At 68.9% G+C, this 15,807-nt stretch carries 14 protein-coding genes; 6 read left to right on the top strand and 8 right to left on the bottom strand.

Annotation, left to right across the window (positions count from 1 at the left end; translation table 11 throughout):
• Positions 1-203: 203 nt before the first annotated feature.
• The 4 genes from JOD67_RS15270 to JOD67_RS15255 all read left to right on the top strand — a co-directional run bounded on the left by JOD67_RS15270 (position 204) and on the right by JOD67_RS15255 (position 4,091).
• Positions 204-1,208 carry a helix-turn-helix transcriptional regulator gene (locus JOD67_RS15270; RefSeq protein WP_205118184.1) on the top strand — a complete coding sequence of 335 codons (1,005 nt, stop codon included), beginning with the start codon at positions 204-206 and terminating at the stop codon, positions 1,206-1,208.
• Positions 1,209-1,476: 268 nt separating this feature from the next.
• Positions 1,477-1,638: a hypothetical protein gene (locus JOD67_RS15265; protein WP_205118182.1), complete on the top strand. Its 162-nt coding sequence runs from the start codon at positions 1,477-1,479 to the stop codon at positions 1,636-1,638.
• Positions 1,639-1,688: 50 nt separating this feature from the next.
• On the top strand, positions 1,689-2,852 hold the full coding sequence (locus JOD67_RS15260; RefSeq protein WP_205118180.1) for a peptidoglycan-binding protein: 1,164 nt from the start codon (positions 1,689-1,691) through the stop codon (positions 2,850-2,852).
• 12 nt (positions 2,853-2,864) lie between these two features.
• Positions 2,865-4,091 carry a peptidoglycan-binding protein gene (locus JOD67_RS15255; protein ID WP_205118178.1) on the top strand — a complete coding sequence of 409 codons (1,227 nt, stop codon included), beginning with the start codon at positions 2,865-2,867 and terminating at the stop codon, positions 4,089-4,091.
• Here JOD67_RS15255 and JOD67_RS15250 read toward each other — a convergent pair.
• The 3 genes from JOD67_RS15250 to JOD67_RS15240 all read right to left on the bottom strand — a co-directional run bounded on the left by JOD67_RS15250 (position 4,084) and on the right by JOD67_RS15240 (position 8,478).
• On the bottom strand, positions 4,084-5,169 hold the full coding sequence (locus JOD67_RS15250; protein WP_307782404.1) for a DNA glycosylase AlkZ-like family protein: 1,086 nt from the start codon (positions 5,167-5,169) through the stop codon (positions 4,084-4,086). The genes JOD67_RS15255 and JOD67_RS15250 overlap by 8 nt on opposite strands.
• Complete coding sequence (locus tag JOD67_RS15245; protein WP_205118176.1) at positions 5,166-6,602, bottom strand: GuaB1 family IMP dehydrogenase-related protein; 1,437 nt, start codon at positions 6,600-6,602, stop codon at positions 5,166-5,168. The genes JOD67_RS15250 and JOD67_RS15245 overlap by 4 nt, the downstream gene beginning before the upstream one ends.
• Before the next feature lie 94 nt (positions 6,603-6,696).
• A complete protein-coding gene (locus JOD67_RS15240; protein ID WP_205118174.1) occupies positions 6,697-8,478 on the bottom strand; it encodes a serine hydrolase in 1,782 nt (593 codons plus the stop codon).
• 1,130 nt (positions 8,479-9,608) lie between these two features.
• Here JOD67_RS15240 and JOD67_RS15235 point away from each other — a divergent pair.
• A complete protein-coding gene (locus tag JOD67_RS15235; RefSeq protein ID WP_205118172.1) occupies positions 9,609-11,255 on the top strand; it encodes a restriction endonuclease in 1,647 nt (548 codons plus the stop codon).
• On the opposite strand, the gene JOD67_RS15230 is transcribed toward JOD67_RS15235, so the two are convergent.
• Positions 11,252-12,394, bottom strand: coding sequence for an FUSC family protein (locus JOD67_RS15230; protein WP_205118170.1), 1,143 nt, complete (start codon positions 12,392-12,394; stop codon positions 11,252-11,254). The two genes, JOD67_RS15235 and JOD67_RS15230, sit on opposite strands and share 4 nt — an antisense overlap.
• A 9-nt stretch (positions 12,395-12,403) precedes the next feature.
• Positions 12,404-12,700, bottom strand: coding sequence for a GroES family chaperonin (locus JOD67_RS15225; RefSeq protein WP_205123008.1), 297 nt, complete (start codon positions 12,698-12,700; stop codon positions 12,404-12,406).
• A gap of 117 nt (positions 12,701-12,817) precedes the next feature.
• On the opposite strand from JOD67_RS15225, the gene JOD67_RS15220 reads away from it, so the two are divergent.
• Positions 12,818-13,450 (top strand): hypothetical protein, encoded by a 633-nt coding sequence (locus JOD67_RS15220; protein WP_205118168.1) that lies wholly within the window; start codon positions 12,818-12,820, stop codon positions 13,448-13,450.
• 112 nt (positions 13,451-13,562) lie between these two features.
• Here JOD67_RS15220 and JOD67_RS15215 read toward each other — a convergent pair whose 3' ends face one another.
• The 3 genes from JOD67_RS15215 to JOD67_RS15205 form a co-directional block, all read right to left on the bottom strand.
• Positions 13,563-13,880 carry a DUF3618 domain-containing protein gene (locus JOD67_RS15215; protein ID WP_307782403.1) on the bottom strand — a complete coding sequence of 106 codons (318 nt, stop codon included), beginning with the start codon at positions 13,878-13,880 and terminating at the stop codon, positions 13,563-13,565.
• 32 nt (positions 13,881-13,912) lie between these two features.
• Positions 13,913-14,947 carry a glucose 1-dehydrogenase gene (locus JOD67_RS15210; protein ID WP_239553859.1) on the bottom strand — a complete coding sequence of 345 codons (1,035 nt, stop codon included), beginning with the start codon at positions 14,945-14,947 and terminating at the stop codon, positions 13,913-13,915.
• Between the two features lie 155 nt (positions 14,948-15,102).
• Complete coding sequence (locus tag JOD67_RS15205) at positions 15,103-15,780, bottom strand: alpha/beta fold hydrolase (protein WP_205118163.1); 678 nt, start codon at positions 15,778-15,780, stop codon at positions 15,103-15,105.
• Positions 15,781-15,807 lie beyond the last annotated feature (27 nt).

Genomic DNA, 15,807 nt, shown 5'->3' with positions numbered 1-15,807 from the left:
CCGGTGACCGAAAGCCCTGCCAGTAAGGTGATTCCGGCAGCAGCGGCCACGACTGAACGACGCATGCAAGCCCCTCTCCCCAGTTCGTACTTGCGGTCGACTCCTCGGGAGGTTGACACAGGGTGCGGAATTGGCGAAAGCGTTCACAGCGACGCGTTTGTAGCATTGACACACATGTTTCACCGGCGAGCTGGGGGCACATCTTGCTGGAGGCGATCGGGCTCGGCCCCGAGGCGGAGCAGCTCTACCTCGCGTTGCTCGACCAGCCGTCGCAGACGCGCGCGGAGCTGGTGTCGCGGCTGCCTGGTTGGTCGGCCGCCCGGGCCTCTCGCGTGCTGACCGATCTGGTCGAACGCGGCTTGGTCACGACGCTGACCGGGCGGCCGCTGCGGTACGCGGCGATCGCTCCGGACATCGCGCTGGAGACGTTGTCCCGGCAGCAGATCGAGCAGGTACGCAAGGTGCAGGAGCTCGTCCCGCGGCTGATGAAGCTGTACTGGGAGGCGACGAAGAGCACGACCGCGACGGACTTCGTCGAGCTGGTGACCGCGGATGTGGAGGGGACGTCGCAACGGACGCGACAGCTGCACCTGTCCGCCCGTTCGCAGGTACGCGCGTTCGAACGACCGCCGCACCCCTGGTCGCCGAACTCGCTCGAGCCGGATGAGCTCGGCGCCCTGCTCGACCCTGACGCGGTGATCCAGCGGGAGAACATCGCGAACGGGGTCCGCTACCGGGTCGTCTACGACAGCGTGGAGGTCGAGGACGCGGCGCGCTGGCCGGACCTGCGGGACTCCGCGCTGGCGGGTGAGGAGATCCGGATCTTCGACGGGCTGCCGGTGAAGCTCGTGCTGTTCGACGATCTGGCGGCGACGACGGCGTTGGCGAACGCCGACGGGCAGCCGATCGGCATCGTCGTCGTGCACAAGTCGCCACTGCTGGACGCGTTGTCGGCGCTGTTCGAGATGTACTGGGCGAACGCCGTTCCCTGGGTCGCGCCGGACACCGCCGACTCGACGGAGGACCAGCTCGTCAGCCTGCTCGCCTCGGGGCATACCGACGAGCTGATCGCCCGCCGGTTGGGGTTGTCGCGCAGTACGGTGCAGCGCCGCGTCAACGACCTGATGGATCGCTTCGGTGCGCGGACGCGCTTTCAACTGGGCTTGCAGCTTGGCCGACGTCTAGCACTCGAGCCGCGACGTACGTGACGACCGCGCTGACCCCGATCACCAACCCCAGCGGTAAATGGGATGCGTCGGAAACGGCGACCGACCTACCCTCATGGGGAATCCGACTCTGTCGTCTCACAGGAAGGGGTCCGCTCGTGCGAACTCGTAGCACCGCTCTTCGGTGCCGGACGAGGCAACGCACGGTCTAGCCGACCCTTCTTCTCGGTCTTTTCCACTCGTCCGTCGTCTCCCGGCGCCGGGGGCATCCGCATGCCCTCATTCAGCCGATGTCAGGAGACGTGGGCCGATGCGCCCTGCCAAGACGAAGATCAAGCGCTTCAAACTGGAGACCAAATACGTCCACCACCGGTCCGAAGGACTGACCCGCCGCCGGAACAAGGGAACCCGGCTGCTGGTCCTCGAGAGCCCCGAGCATCAGGATGGCAGCAACGTGCCGGACAAGAAGTAACGCGCGTCAACGTATTGTTGAAACCCGTTGACTGCGGGCAGAGTACGACCATGCGACGTGTCCGATTTCTCCCACTGCTCGTCGGTTGGATCTGTTGCATAGCCGTCGTCGCCTTCGCCGGGCCGGCTCCCGCCGCGACGGCCCCGCTTCGCGAGGCACCCGCTGCCCCGCTGGCGGGGCCGACCGCGGACCAGCTGCGCGCCAGAGTCCAGGCCTGCGGCACCCAGCTGTCGAACGGGCTGTACTCCCAGGACGCCGGCGGATCGCAGACGATCCCGATCTGCGGCAAGAGCAGCGCGGTGTTCTGGACCGCGGACTTCGACATCGACTGCGACGGTCAGCGCACGACGCAGTGCAACGAGAACACCGACCCCTCGTTCCAGCCGGAGACCGCGTGGTCGCAGTCGAACGGGCAGCCGCTGAACTCCGCGACGCTGCCGTTCATCGTGGTGCCGCTGAAGTCGACGAAGTTCGACTACTCGGCGCACAACATCACCGGCGGGACGGTCGCGGCGGTCGTCTACCAGAACAAGGTGGCGTACGCCGTCGTCGGCGACCTCGGCCCGGCGGCGATCATCGGCGAGGGCTCGTACGAGCTCGCCGAACAGCTCGGCATCAACCCGAACCCCGCGACCGGCGGGGTGGGCGGGACCGTGGTGAGCTTCATCCTGTTTCCGGGCGTGAAGGCCTCGCCGATCGAGGACGCGGCGGAGGCTCGTGCGTTCGGTGAGACGGCGGCCAACCAGTTCGTCGCCGCGGGCGGCGCGTGCGACGACGTGTCGGTGGACTTCACGGCCTATCCGCAGCTGCAGTCCGGCTCGACCGGCGCCGCCGTGAAGGCTTCGCAGTGCCTGCTCACGGCCGCTGGCCACTCCGTCACGCCGTCGGGGACGTACGACGCCACGACGGCGAGTGCCGCCTCGGCGTTCCAGACCGCGCGCGGGCTGCCCTCGAACGGGGTCGTCGACTTCCACACCTGGACCGCGCTGCTCGCGCGCGGTGACAAGCCCACCTTGCGCAACGGCTCCACCGGAGTCGCCGTTCGGAGGTTGCAGCGCTCGCTGACGGCGGCGCTGCGGCGGACCGTGGCGATCGACGGGCAGTTCGGCACGATCACCGAGCAGGCCGTTCGCGACTATCAGAGCTCTCGTTCGCTCGGTGTCGACGGGGTCGTCGGCAACCTGACCTGGACCGCCTTGCAGGCCGGCAAGTAGAGGAGAAACCCCGTGTCGCGGATCCGAACGCTTCTCGTCGCTCTCGCCCTCGTCGCCGTCGGCGCGGCGCCTGCCCACGCGACGGCCGTACCGCGGCAGATCACGATCGCGGCGGCGACGTGTACGTCCGACAACGCGAATCTTGCCGCCCGCTTGAGCTCTGACCTCAACGAGGCGGTCTTCCGCAGCCCGAACAGCATGGGCATCACCGTTCTGGACCGCAGGACGAACACGGTCTGCCACTACAACCCAGACCTGCTCGTCGGCGTCGCCAGCATCATCAAGGCGACGATCGTCGGGACGCTGCTGCGGCGTGCGCAGGAAGAGGGTCGCGGGCTCACGGCGACCGAGCAGAACCAGGCGCGGCTGGCGATCACCGAGTCGAACAACGACACGACGACCGCGATGTACAACTCGCTCGGCAACGCGCGGATCCAGGCGTTCATGAACGCGGTCGGCATGACCGACACCCAGACCGGCACCTGCTGGGGCTGCTACCGGACGTCGTCGAGCGACCAGGTCAACCTGCTGCAGGCGCTGTCCAATGACAACCCTGTGTTGACACCGGACCGCAAGGCGTACCTGCTCGGGCTGATGGCCCAGGTGGTCGCCTCGCAGCGCTGGGGAACGCCGGCCGGGGCGCCGCCGTCGGCGACCGTGCACGTGAAGAACGGGTGGTTCCCGTCCGGTGGTCAGGTCAACAGCATCGGGCTGTTCGACGGGAACGGGCACGACTACATGATGGCCGTGGTGACGGGGAACAGCTTCTCGACCGAGGCCGGCGCTGCCCGGATCGAGCTGGTGGCACGCGCGGCGCACCGTGCGCTGAACCCGACCGTGCCGGCCTGGCCGACCTTGCGCGAGACCTCGTACGGCAACCGGGTGCAGGTGCTGCAGCGGCTGCTGATCTCGCGTGGGGCTTCGCTCAACCCCGACGGCGACTTCGGCCCCTTGACGGCGACCGCGGTGCGCAACTTCCAATCGGCGAACGGGCTGTCCGCCGACGGCATCGTCGGGCCGCTGACCTGGGGCAAGCTGGCTGCGACGGTCCAGTCCGGCGCGACCGGCGAGGCCGTGCGTGCGCTGCAGCTCCGCCTCACGGCGTACGGCCTGGCCGCTGGCGCTGCGGGGACGTTCGACGCGACGACGGTGGCCTCGGTGAAGTCGTTCCAGACCTCGCGCGGCCTTCCCGCCGACGGCGTGGTGGGCGCGACCACCTGGCAGCACCTGGTCAGCTAGCGAGCCAGCGGGAGAGGTCCTTGATCTCGCGTTCGACCGCTGCCGTCATCGCCTTGGTGAACGGCACGTCCTGGTGGAGCTGCTCGACCCACAGGCCGCCGACCTTGTGGTCGGCGGCCGCGTCGAGCTTTCCGACGAGGCGGTCGCCGTACAGGATCGGGAGCGCGAAGTAGCCCCACCGCCGCTTGGCGGCGGGCTTGAACATCTCCAGCTGGTAGTCGAACTCGAACAGTTCGGCCATCCGTTTGCGGTCGTGCACCAGCCGGTCGAACGGCGACAGCAGGGCAGCGCGGCCCTTGAAGGGCTGGCCGAGGAACGACGGGTCGACGCGCCACTTGCCGCGGACGCCCTCGACGACCGCGGGCTCGCCGATCTCGCCGACGTCGATCGGCTCGCCTGGAATGGCGGTCGCCTTCGCGCGGGCAATGCCCAACGAGCGTAGACGTTTCTCGTTGCGGATCCTGTTCGCCTCGTCCGCGGGGACGATGACGTCGTCGGGATAGATCCGCTCGGCCAGGTCGTACAGCCGGTCCCGGCCCTTCCACCCGGCGGCGGCGATCTCGCCGCGTTCGACCATGAAGTCGAGCAGCATCCTGCGGTTGCGGTCGTTGTTCCAACCGGACGACTCCCACGGCACCGCGCAGGTGTCGGGGAGCTCCTTGGACGGGAGCGGGCCGTTCCGCGCGAGCTCGAGCAGGATGTCCTGGCGGCACCGGTCGTTCGCCGCCACCCAGTCGCGCCGGTACTCCTGCCAGTCGCGGAGCTCGCCGCGTCCCGGCCAGTCGGCCATCTCGGCACGGTAGAGCGCGAGATCCTCACCCGGACGGATGTGGCCCTGCAGATCGACCAGCGTGCCGTGCTCGATCGCCTTGTCGAGCTCACGCCGGTCGTACGACGAGCCGAGCCGGCTCCACGCGACGAGGTGCGCGCTCGGCGCGATCGCGTCGGTCGGTTCGGCGCGGAGGAACGTCAACCCACGCACGGTCTCGAGCAGGTCGCTTGGCCGGTGGGCGTCCAGGAGCTGCGCCTGGACCGCGATCCGCCGGGCGTCGCGGCGGGTGAGCTGGTGGACGGTCACCAGCTCGTGTCCAACGGCATGCCCTCGGCGTACCCGGACGCGCTCTGCACGCCGACGACGGCCTTCGCGTGGTACTCCTCCAGCGTGGCCGCACCGACGTACGTGCACGAGCTCCGTACGCCGGCGATGATCGCGTCCAGCAGGTCCTCGACGCTGGGGCGTTCCGGGTCGAGGTACATGCGCGACGTCGAGATTCCCTCGCTGAACAAGGCCTTCCGGCCGCGTTCGAACAGCGTGTCCTTCGCCGTACGTAGCTGCACCGCGCGCGCCGACGCCATGCCGAAGTTCTCCTTGTACAGCCGGCCGTCGCTGTCGCGCCGCGGGTCTCCCGGCGACTCGTACGTGCCGGCGAACCAGGAGCCGATCATCACGTTCGACGCACCGGCCGCCAACGCCAGCGCGACGTCGCGCGGGTGCCGGACGCCGCCGTCGGCCCAGACGTGCTTGCCGAGCTCGCGCGCCCGGCCGGCGCACTCCAGCACCGCCGAGAACTGCGGCCGCCCGACCGCGGTCATCATCCGGGTCGTGCACATCGCGCCCGGGCCGACGCCGACCTTGACGATGTCCGCGCCGGCCTCGACGAGGTCGGTCACGCCCTCGGCTGTCGCGACGTTCCCGGCCACGACGGGCACCTGGGGGTCGAGCGAACGGACCATCTTCAGCACTTCGAGCGTGCGCTCCTGGTGGCCGTGCGCGGTGTCGACGACGAGGACGTCGATGCCGGCCTCGAACAGCGCCTTGGCCTTCGTCGAGACGTCCCCGTTGATGCCGATCGCCGCGGCCACTCTGAGCTTGCCCTCGTGGTCGGTGGCAGGGGTGTAGAGGGCGGCGCGGAGGGCTCGTTCGCGGGTGAGGATGCCGACGATCCGGCCGTTCCCGTCGACGATCGGTGCCAGCCGGTGCCGGCCGTCGTGGAGCTGGTTGAACGCGTCCTCCGCCGCGATGCCGTTCGGCAACGTCAGCAGCTCGGTCGACATCACCGAGCCCAGCTGGGTGAACCGGTCGACGCGTTCGCAGTCCGCGTCGGTGACCACGCCGATCGCACGGCCGTCCTCGACGACCACGACGGCGCCGTGGCCACGCTTCGGCAGCAGGTTGAGCGCCTCGCCGACCGGCGCGTCAGGCGTCATCGTGATCGGCGTGTCGTACACGGTGTGCCGTTCCTTCACCCACGCCACCACGTCGGACACCACCTCGACCGGGATGTCCTGCGGGATCACGGCGATGCCGCCGCAGCGGGCGATGGTCTCGGCCATCCGCCGGCCGGCGACCGCGGTCATGTTCGCGGCGACGATCGGGATCGTCGTACCGCTGCCGTCGACGGTCGCGAGGTCGACGTCCAGCCGGGACGCGATCGCGGACCGGTTGGGGACCAGGAACACGTCGTTGTAGGTCAGATCGTGATCCGGAGTCCGACCGTTGAGGAAGCGCACAGACCCTCCAAGGGGCGTTGGACAACCTCAACGAGCGTAGCTGGCGGCGCCCATTCGCGCCGCCAGCCACTTTGCCGGTTCTTGCCGTTCTCGGTCAGAACGTCTGGATCGCCGACCGGATCTCGGGCCGGAAGATCTCCTTGATCGCCACGCCGCGCGGAGCGTCCAGCTGCGCCTCGGTCTCGCCCGCCTTGAGCGTGATGCCCTGCAGGTAGCTGCCGTAGACGAACGCCCGGGTCCCGGTCTTCACCGGCAGCCTGGCGACGCCCGCGCCGCTGAACCACTTCGTGCCGCCGCTGAGCGAGTACGAGCCGCCCTTGCTGTACAGGCGCATCGTCGAGCAGTAGCTCGATGCGAAGGCGGCGGACTTGCCGAGCGACGCTGCCTCCTGCTTGACGACCTCGCAGAGCGAGGAGTTGGTGCCGTTGGAGGTCGACATGTTGCCGAAGAACCGCGTCTGGCCGGTGGCGTTCAGCGGGTTGCCCGTTTGCGCCCGCTCGTAGATCTTGCCGAGGTCGGTGAGCGTGGTCCGGTTCGGGATCGGTCCGCCGCAGCCGATGTTGTGGTTGAACTTCGTCGCGGTGAGGCCGATCGCCTTGCCCGTCGCCTCGATGTTCGCCGTACCGAACTTCTGCCGGAGCGAGTGCGTGTACGGGTTGTTCGAGGCCGTCATCATCTGCTTGTCCATGATGCCGAGGGTCTGGGTACCGGGGATCGTCGAGCTGTCCGGACAGCTGTTCTGCCAGTCCGGGCGGTTCTGCCGCTTGAAGTTGAGCACCTGGTTCACGTTCGCCGCGCCCTGCTGGATCTTGAGGCTGGCGTGGAAGTGCACGAGCACCTTGATCGAGCTGGCCGGCTCGAACTGCTTGCTCGCCTGCAATGCCGAGGGGGTGGAGCCGTTCACGCGCTTGAGGTAGAAGCCCCACTGCTTGAACGTTCCGTACCTGTTCCACATCGCCGAGCGCGCCTTGCCGTCCGCGACGTCGAGGTTGTCGAGCAGCACGACGGCGAACCGTACGCCGGCCGCGGTGGTGTAGCGCTCGATGTCGATGATCCGCGTGCCGGTCTGGCTGACGGCCTGGCCGACCTGGGTGGAGGTGAGGTTGGTGTACCAGAGCCAGAACGAGACGGGCTCCTTGAACTGCAGAATGTCATACGTGGTTGTCGAAACTCGCTCGAGGTTGATCAGCCGCGCCTGGTTGGTGTTGATGTCGGTGGAGACCTGGGCCGCGGTGCGGTTGATCTTCCACCACCAGGTCCGCGCGTCGGCACCGGCGTTCTTGACGGCGATCAGCGTGTAGAACTTGGTCGTTCCGATCCTGAAGGCGCCGACCTGCTGCGGGCGGAAGCCCTTGCTGATCAGCTCGTTGTACATCGTGGTGGCGTTGGTGCCGACCCGGTAGTACCAGTTGCGGAAGGCGACGCCGGTGTTCTTGACCATGACGACGGCGTACCTCGTGCCGGCTGCCGTCGTGTAGCCCTCGATGTCGACGAGCCTGGCCTGGTTGGCGGTGAGCTTGGTGTTGACCTGCGCGAGCGTCATGCCGTAGTACCACCACCAGCCACCGGTCGCGGCGTACGAGCCGGAGTTGTGCACGAGCCGCGCGGTGAACTTCAGCGGCGAGGCACTGTCGACCTCGAGGTCGGTGATGCGGTAGCCGCCGGAGATCGCGGTCGTACCAAGGTAGGCGGGCGTCTGGCCGTAGTACCAGCGCCAGGCCGTCGGGTTGGACGTCATCCGATCATCGGTCAGCGCGCTACCGCTCGGCGGCACGGCCCCGGCCTGCTGCGGAACGAGTAGTCCGGCGATCGCGACAGCCAGTGCGGCCACCGCCACCCCCAAGCGCCCCCGCCACGTGGTCGAGCGTGTGGACATGCCTCCCCCTTCGTGAGCTTTCTGTTCCGCCGGGTCCCCCGGCGTCCGCTCGACTGTGGCAGCGGGAGGGGGATCTGCCATCCGCACCGACTACGCAAGCAACCGGCACCGGCTACGTAGGCGGCCGCTGCCCGGGCGACGTGCTCCTGCGACGTGATCATGTACGTGATCGTGAAGGGAAACTGGTCGTATACGACGGGTACGCCTTCATGATCACGTACATGATCACCGGGCGCGTGGGCGAGGTCGCTCTTCTTTGGTCAGCTCTACACTGTTGCGTTGGGCGCTCGCCGGGCTTTGGAGCTCTAGGGGACTGTGGCGGCGGTCGAGTGTGGCCACCTGTTTTTCACGCGCCGCCCCTGCCCCCGGAACAGGTGTCCCGGGGGAGGCCTGCTTGCCTTCCGGTCTGCTGCCGTGCTCGGGTCGCTTGTTGGCTTCCCCCGGTCTCTTGTGGCTCGGATGAAGCCGGGGCCGTCCGCCCCCGCTCCGCTTTGAATGAAGGGCACCTTCATTCAATAGGTTCGAATGAAGGTGCCCTTCATTCAAACGCCGTGGCTCGGATGAAGCCGGGCCCTCCGTTGCTATCCGGCGACTCTGTGGAGCCGACTTGCCGAAAATCGCGACCTGCCCACGCCCGGCGCTGGGAGACTGGCATGATCCTCCAGTCTTCGCGACCCGCATCGGCCCTACCTGGCCGGTGAGCGTGGTCGAGGGGTGAGCGGACCGGCCGACCGCCGGGGCGAGTTTTCGATACGATCACTTAGGTCATTTCCGGACGAATCGGACAGGCTGATGCCCGGTGGCAACCGCCCAGCTCGCGAGACGGGGCTTGCGCTGGACCCCACGCGTCGTGTTACAAGGGATGTACGCAGTGTGATCGGACGCCGAGCAATCTCGGGAGGGCGAGCCGATGAGGATTCTGCGCCACGGCTTCGGCCGGCCCGTCGACGGGCAACGTCGAGGGTCCCGTGTGGCTCCGTTAGCTGCGTGTTCCCGCTCCAAGCCGGTCTCGACGCCAGCGCTGTCGTCATGTGCCCACCCGGCCCAACGTCCGCCATCCTGCCCGCCACCCCTGGGCTGCTAAGGCCGGCGTACCCGCCGGCTCGACCGACCGTCTCGAGGAGCGCATGATGAACCAGCGTTCTGATGGGAAAGACGGGGGACCGCTAGCTGGCCGTGAGCGCAGTTCGTCGGCGCTCCGGGACCAACGCAAGGACGCCCGTCTTCGTAAAGAGGCCGAGAAACAGAAGCGCGCGGCCGACCAGCACCGGTCGGACATGCGCGTCCAGCGGCAGACGTCTGCCGCTGTCGTACGCACCGAGCAGGTCGACCAGAAGCTGCAACGGCTGACCACGCTCCTGCTGGCCTCTCTTTCCCGCACCGTCAAGCCGATCGACTTCGAAGAGCTCAAGCAGGCCGTCCCCATGGCCAAGCTCGGCGCCGACCGGGACCCGCTCCCCGAACCGCTGTGGGAGGAGTTCGCCCCGAAGCCGCCGCGCCTACCCGGAAAGCTGCTGCACGCCGCCAAGCACCGGCAGGCACGTGCCGTGGCCGAGGAGGCGTACGCCCGTGCCCTCGAGCGGCACAAGGTCGCCGAGGCTGAGCGGCTGGCCCGGGTCAAGGAGAAGGTGCGCGAGCACGAGGGCAAGACCGCTGGGGCGAAAGCTCGCATCTCGGCGCACAACCGGTCGATCGACTCGCTGCGTCAACGTGTGCTTGCGCGCGACCCGTTCGCGGTCGGCGAGTACTACGACCGCGTCTTCGCCGACGTCGTCGACAAGCGTCCGTTCCCGCGCGGTCGGCGGATCGCGTACGTGCCGGACTCCAAGCTCCTGCTGATCGACTGGCAGCTGCCGTCGGTCGACGTCGTGCCCAAGGAGAAGGAGTTCCGCTACAACAAGTCGACCGACTCGATCGAGGTCTCGAAGTTCCGCACGGTCGAGGAGCTGGACGAGACCTACGACGAGCTCGTCGCCCAGATGGCGCTGCGCGCTGTCAACACCGCCTTGGCAGCGGACCCGGACCACCTCGTCGACACCGTCGTGTTCAACGGGTTCGCCGTTTCGCCCACCCCCGCTGAGGGATCCGAGTTCGACGCGGCCCCGTGCCTGTTCAGCATGCGCGCGGGGCGGCGTACGTTCGCCAAGCTGAAGCTCGCCGACGTCGAGCCGCTCGACCGCGTGCGGAAGCTGTTCGCGGCGCACATCTCCGACCGCCCGGACGAGCTGCAGGGCGTCGAGCCGGTCCTCGCGTTCGAGAACGCCGACCCGCGCGCCAGCCTGCAGCCGGACTCGTCGCCGTTCGGGCCCGACCTGATGGCGATGTCGGTCAAGGAGCTCGAGCAGCTCGCGAGCACCCTGCTGTCCCGCATGGGCCTCGAGCACGAGCTGGTGCGGTCGATGTCCGACGGGCTCGACTACCGGGCTGCGCGGATGACCGACGACGGCGAGGAACGGTTCATCGTCCGCCTGAGGCGCACGACCCAGCCGCTGCAGCCGCAGGTCGTGCGCGATCTGGTCTCGGCCGTACGCCGGGAGAAGGCCGACGAGGGCCTGTTCCTGACGACCGCGGGGATCCTGCCAGCGACGTTCGAGTACGCGAACGGCAAGCCGGTCACCATGCACAGCCGGCAGACGCTGCTCGCGCTCATGCGCCGCCACGGCGTCGGGGCCAGGATCGAGCTCGCGCCAGCCGCCGCGCTCAAGACCCAGCCGGCACGGGTGCCGATGCCCAAGCCGCGCGTCCCGGGCCTCCCGCCGGTAAGGACCGCCCGCTAGGAGGGACGCCGAGGGCGCCGGGGCTGGATCTCGCCGAGCACCTCGTCCGCGTCGGCGCGGGACAGGCCGCTCGCGAGCAGCAGGTCATGCACAGCCGAACGGAGCTGCGCCACGACCACCTGGGCCGAGAAGCCGGGCTCGGTACGTAACGCCTCCGTCGCAAGCGTCGCGGCGTCCAGCAGACCGCGGCGAGCAGCCAACGGTTCGAAGCCGCGGGCGAGCTCGTTCCGGAACGTGCGCACACCCTCGCCCAGCCGGCTGATCGCCGCCGGCAGCGAGGGCGGAACGGTCTCCCCCACGCGCAGCATCACGACCGCGCGCCGAGCCAGCACGCGCACGTTCCGCACCGCCCGGTCGATGTGCTCCACCGCGTCGACGTACAACGCCAGATGCCCGCGCATCCGCCAGCGCACCGGCGCGATCCGCGCGATCTCCGATCCGGCGCCCAACGCGTCGGTGAACTCGGTCAGCTTCGTCTCGATCTCGCGCGCCCGCGACAACGCCGCGGCTGCCGCGTCGCGATCGCCACCGGTCAACGCCTGAGCGATGTCGTCGAGCGTCCCCGCGAGCTCGTCCAGCATCGGGTTCGCCGCCCGCCGCGCCACCACGACCGGGTTCACCGGGATCAGCACAGCGTTGACAAGCAGCCCGATCACGCCACCGATCAACGCGTCAATGAACCGCGACGTGGCCATTCCGCCTTGCGTACCGACGGGAACGAGCGCCACCACGAGGATCGCCGAAGCCGCGCCCTGGTTGACGACCAGCGGACCACCGCCGAGGAACACCGCGACGGCCATCGCCAGCACGACCACCAGTCCGAGCTGCCAAGGACCGCGCCCGATGATCGCGACCAACGCGTCCGCCACCAACACCCCGACCGCCACACCGACGACGAGCTCGATCGCCCGCTGCAGTCGCTGCCCGAGCGAGACCCCCAGCGAGATCACCGCGGCGATCGGCGCGAAGAACGGCTGCTCGTGCCCGAAGACCCGCGTCGCGACCACCCACGCCACCGCAGCGGCGACGGCCGACTGCAGGATCGGGATCGACGTTCGGAACAGCCGCAGGAACCGTCGCTTCGTGGTGTCCTTCGACCGCGAGGTCACATCGTCGAGCAGCCGAGACCAAGCCGCCATCGCGAGAACCTAGAGGTAGAGACCGGTCTGGTCGTCTTCGAGACGCTCGGAGGCGACGGCGTGGATGTCTCGTTCGCGCAGCAGGATGTACGCCTCGGCGCGCACCTCGACCTCGGCCCGGTCCTCCGGGTCGAACAGCACCCGGTCGCCGACCACGATCGTCCGTACGTGCTGACCGACCGCTACGACGCGCGCCCACGCGAGCCGCTTGCCCATCTGGGCGGTCGCGGGAATCAGGATGCCCGCGGACGAACGACGCTCGCCGGACTCGGCGTCGACCGAGACCAGCACACGATCGTGCAGCATCCGGATGGGCAGCTTGTCGGGGTTCGGCGCGCTCACCCTGAGGAGGGTACAGCCAACCTTCCAGCGGACTCGCACGTCGGAAGTGCAACCGCAGTCCGCACTAGGGGGAGAAACCCAATGGTGAAACAGCTCATCCGATTCATCGCCGCCATGGCCATCGCCGGCGGCGCCCTCCTCACCGTCTCAGGTACGGCGTGCGCGTGCAGTTGCGTGCCGAACCCGAACCTGGCCGAACGTGTCGCCAAGGCCGACGTGGTCTTCAGCGGCACCGCGATCAGCACCAAGGAGAAGGGCGAACAGAACAAGGTCATCACCTTCCAGGTCGGCACGACCTACAAGGGCAAGCCGGCCGTCCGCAACGAGATCCTCACCGCACGGGACAGCGCGTCGTGTGGGTTGGAGATCCAGGACAAGACCGAGTACCTCGTCTTCGCCAACAAGAGCGACCACGGTCTGGGGCTGAAGCCCGCCGAGGGCCAGTACACCGCGATCCTGTGTGGCGGGGCCGACCCGTTCACGAAGGCGGGCCACGACGAGCTCGTGAAGGTCAAGGGTGTCAAGCAGGTGCAGGTCATCAACGAGAAGCCTCCGGTCCAACCGGCCAAGGTGGTCAAGACCCAGGAGACGACGAACGAGGTCGCGACCGAGAAGGAGGCGATCAGCGCACCGATCTGGCCCTGGGCGGGCGGAGCGGTCCTGCTGCTCGCGGCGGCCGGTGGTCTCGTGTGGTGGAGGCGCTCGCGCGCCTAGCGAGGTAGGTACGACGCGGCTCCGGTCGTCACGTTCGTCGGCGGATTGCGGGCACCCTCGTTGGGCTTCCGCGAACGAACGAACGGCCGGAGCCGCACCCTTGTTCTGGCGACTAGCGGCGGCGGAAGATCCGCCTGAGCACGATCAGCGCGACGATCGCGCCGCCGGCCACGGCGGCGAACTTCACCAGGCGTTCGGTACGCAGACCGCCGTACTCGTCGACCACGGCGTCCTTGGCCGAGGCCACGCCTCGGGCCGCGAGCGTCTTCGGGTGCACCCGGTCGACCAGCGAGTCGACGGTCGCGGCCAGCCGCTCGCGGGTCGCGGCGAGCTCGGCCTCGATCTGGGCAGGCGTACGGCTCCGGCCCGCGTGTCCGTTGGCCGACGGGTCGGGTGCCGTCGATCTCACCGGGGCGGTTTCGTCACTCACCTTTGAGCCTCCTTCACCATTCGGTGAACGTCTCATCCTTGCAGGTCGACGACGACTTTGACGTCATCGGGCGACCGGTCCAGCGCGTCCTGCCACCGAGTGAGCGGCACCCGCCTTGTGATCAGGCGGCCGAGCCAGTCGCGATCGGCCTCCAGCAGCGCGTCCACGGCGTCGACGAAGTGCCGGCGTGCCGCGTTCACGCTGCCGACGATGGCGGCGTTCTTCATCACCAGTTCCCGGTTGAGCGCCTCATACGCCACGCTCAGCTCGGCTTCGCGGTGCGAGATGCCGATCAGGCAGAGCACGCCGGCGGGAGCGAGCAGCCGTGCGGCGCCGTACGCGAGCGCGCCGACGCCGGTGCACTCGATCGCGACGTCGACCTGCTCGCCGACCTGGTCGAGGCTGGTGACGTACCGGGCGCCGAGGTCGCGGACGAGCGAGGGCTTCACGCCCTCTTCCATCTGGTCCAGAACGTAGACCTCCAGCCCCCGTTGGACACCGAGCAGCGCGGCGAGCAGACCGATCGGCCCGGCGCCGGTGATCAGCGCGGTCGCCGGCTCGTACCACGACCGCGAGCCGATCATCTCGACCTGCTCCCAGACCTTGGCGACGTCGCTGCCGGGCTCGACGAGGACGCCGAGGTCGCCGAGCTCGGCGGGCACCTCGACCGCGAAGCCGGGATCGACCCGCCACTGCTCGGCGCCGAAGCCGTGCCGCTTGCGGATGCCGCGCTCGGTGTAGAGCCCGTTCCGGCAGAAGTCCGCCTCACCGCGAGCGCAGGCGGGACACGGCACCGGGTCGGGGTGCCGCACGATGCCGGCGACGAGGTCGCCCGGTTCGAGCCCCGTACCGGCCGGCGCCTCGAGTACGCGGCCGAGCGACTCGTGCCCGAGGATCAGCCGTTCCTCGCCTGGCGGCTGGTTGCCGAGGCCGTGCTCGATGACCTCAAGATCGGTGCCGCAGATGCCCAGCAGCAGGGCGTCCACGAGCACCGAGCCGTCAGCGAGGGCGGGCTCGGGGACCTCGGTCAGCTCGCCGGATCCGGGCTTGCCGGGAATGGCTGTCATCGCACGCACGATCAAGTCCTACCCCACCGCGAGCACTTTGCGCGCACGCGGTCCCTGGGCACTGTTCGAGCGCCTAGTCGGTTTGGGTCGGGGGCACCCTGGTCCCATAGGTTCGGACGAGGGTGCCCCCGACCCAGCCAGACCTCGCGGCCTGCCTAGCGCAGGAATGCCATCACGTCGGCGAAGAACTGCTTCATGGTGACGATCGCGTGGCCCGCCTTCGGGTACATCACGAGCTGGCCGTGCGGCAGCCGTTCGGCGGTCTCGGCGAACATCTCCGGCGTCCAGAAGTAGTCCCGCGCCCCGCAGATCACCAGCGTCTCGGTCTGGATGGACGGCAGCCGGTCGTACACGTCGAAGCCGTCCTCCGCGCGCAGCACGGCGATCGGGTCGGACGGCCGGGACGCCTTGATCAGCAGTGGGGCGAGCCGCATCGGCACCGCGAGCAGGCGCTGCAGCAGCTTGTTCTGGGTGAAGCCGGCGACGAGGACCTGCGCGTGGAAGCGGCCGTCGCGCTCCATCTTGTGCAGGAGGTCGAGCTGGGCCTGCTTGGCGACCGGGCCGAGCCGGTACGCGGCGCTCGCCGCCACCGCGCGACGGACGACGTCCGGATGGTCGGCGATCAGTTGCAGAACGAGCGAGCCGCCGGTCGAGTGGCCGAGGACGTCGACCGGCCCGCCGCCGAAGTGCTCGCGGATCCCCTCGGCCTGGCTGGCGGCCAGGTCCGCGAACGTCGTGGTCGGCGGCAGGCCGGGCGCGCGGTTGGTGAAGTAGACCTGATAGCCCGCCTGGGTGAACGGAACGACGGTCCCGAGCGTGATCCTGCGCCCCATGCCGGTCGGGGTGACGTGCTCGTGGGT

Source organism: Tenggerimyces flavus (assembly GCF_016907715.1).
Taxonomy (GTDB): Bacteria; Actinomycetota; Actinomycetes; order Propionibacteriales; family Actinopolymorphaceae; genus Tenggerimyces; species Tenggerimyces flavus.
This window is presented reverse-complemented; position numbering and strand designations above follow the sequence as displayed.

Excerpts from the sequence above, each read along its gene's own strand:
- JOD67_RS15235 (WP_205118172.1), top strand. The coding sequence starts at position 9,609 with ATGAACCAGCGTTCTGATGGGAAAGACGGGGGACCGCTAGCTGGCCGT.
- JOD67_RS15265 (WP_205118182.1), top strand. The coding sequence starts at position 1,477 with ATGCGCCCTGCCAAGACGAAGATCAAGCGCTTCAAACTGGAGACCAAA.
- JOD67_RS15210 (WP_239553859.1), bottom strand. The coding sequence starts at position 14,947 with ATGACAGCCATTCCCGGCAAGCCCGGATCCGGCGAGCTGACCGAGGTC.
- JOD67_RS15225 (WP_205123008.1), bottom strand. The coding sequence starts at position 12,700 with ATGCTGCACGATCGTGTGCTGGTCTCGGTCGACGCCGAGTCCGGCGAG.
- JOD67_RS15260 (WP_205118180.1), top strand. The coding sequence starts at position 1,689 with ATGCGACGTGTCCGATTTCTCCCACTGCTCGTCGGTTGGATCTGTTGC.
- JOD67_RS15220 (WP_205118168.1), top strand. The coding sequence starts at position 12,818 with ATGGTGAAACAGCTCATCCGATTCATCGCCGCCATGGCCATCGCCGGC.
- JOD67_RS15240 (WP_205118174.1), bottom strand. The coding sequence starts at position 8,478 with ATGTCCACACGCTCGACCACGTGGCGGGGGCGCTTGGGGGTGGCGGTG.
- JOD67_RS15205 (WP_205118163.1), bottom strand. The coding sequence starts at position 15,780 with ATGGGGCGCAGGATCACGCTCGGGACCGTCGTTCCGTTCACCCAGGCG.
- JOD67_RS15230 (WP_205118170.1), bottom strand. The coding sequence starts at position 12,394 with ATGGCGGCTTGGTCTCGGCTGCTCGACGATGTGACCTCGCGGTCGAAG.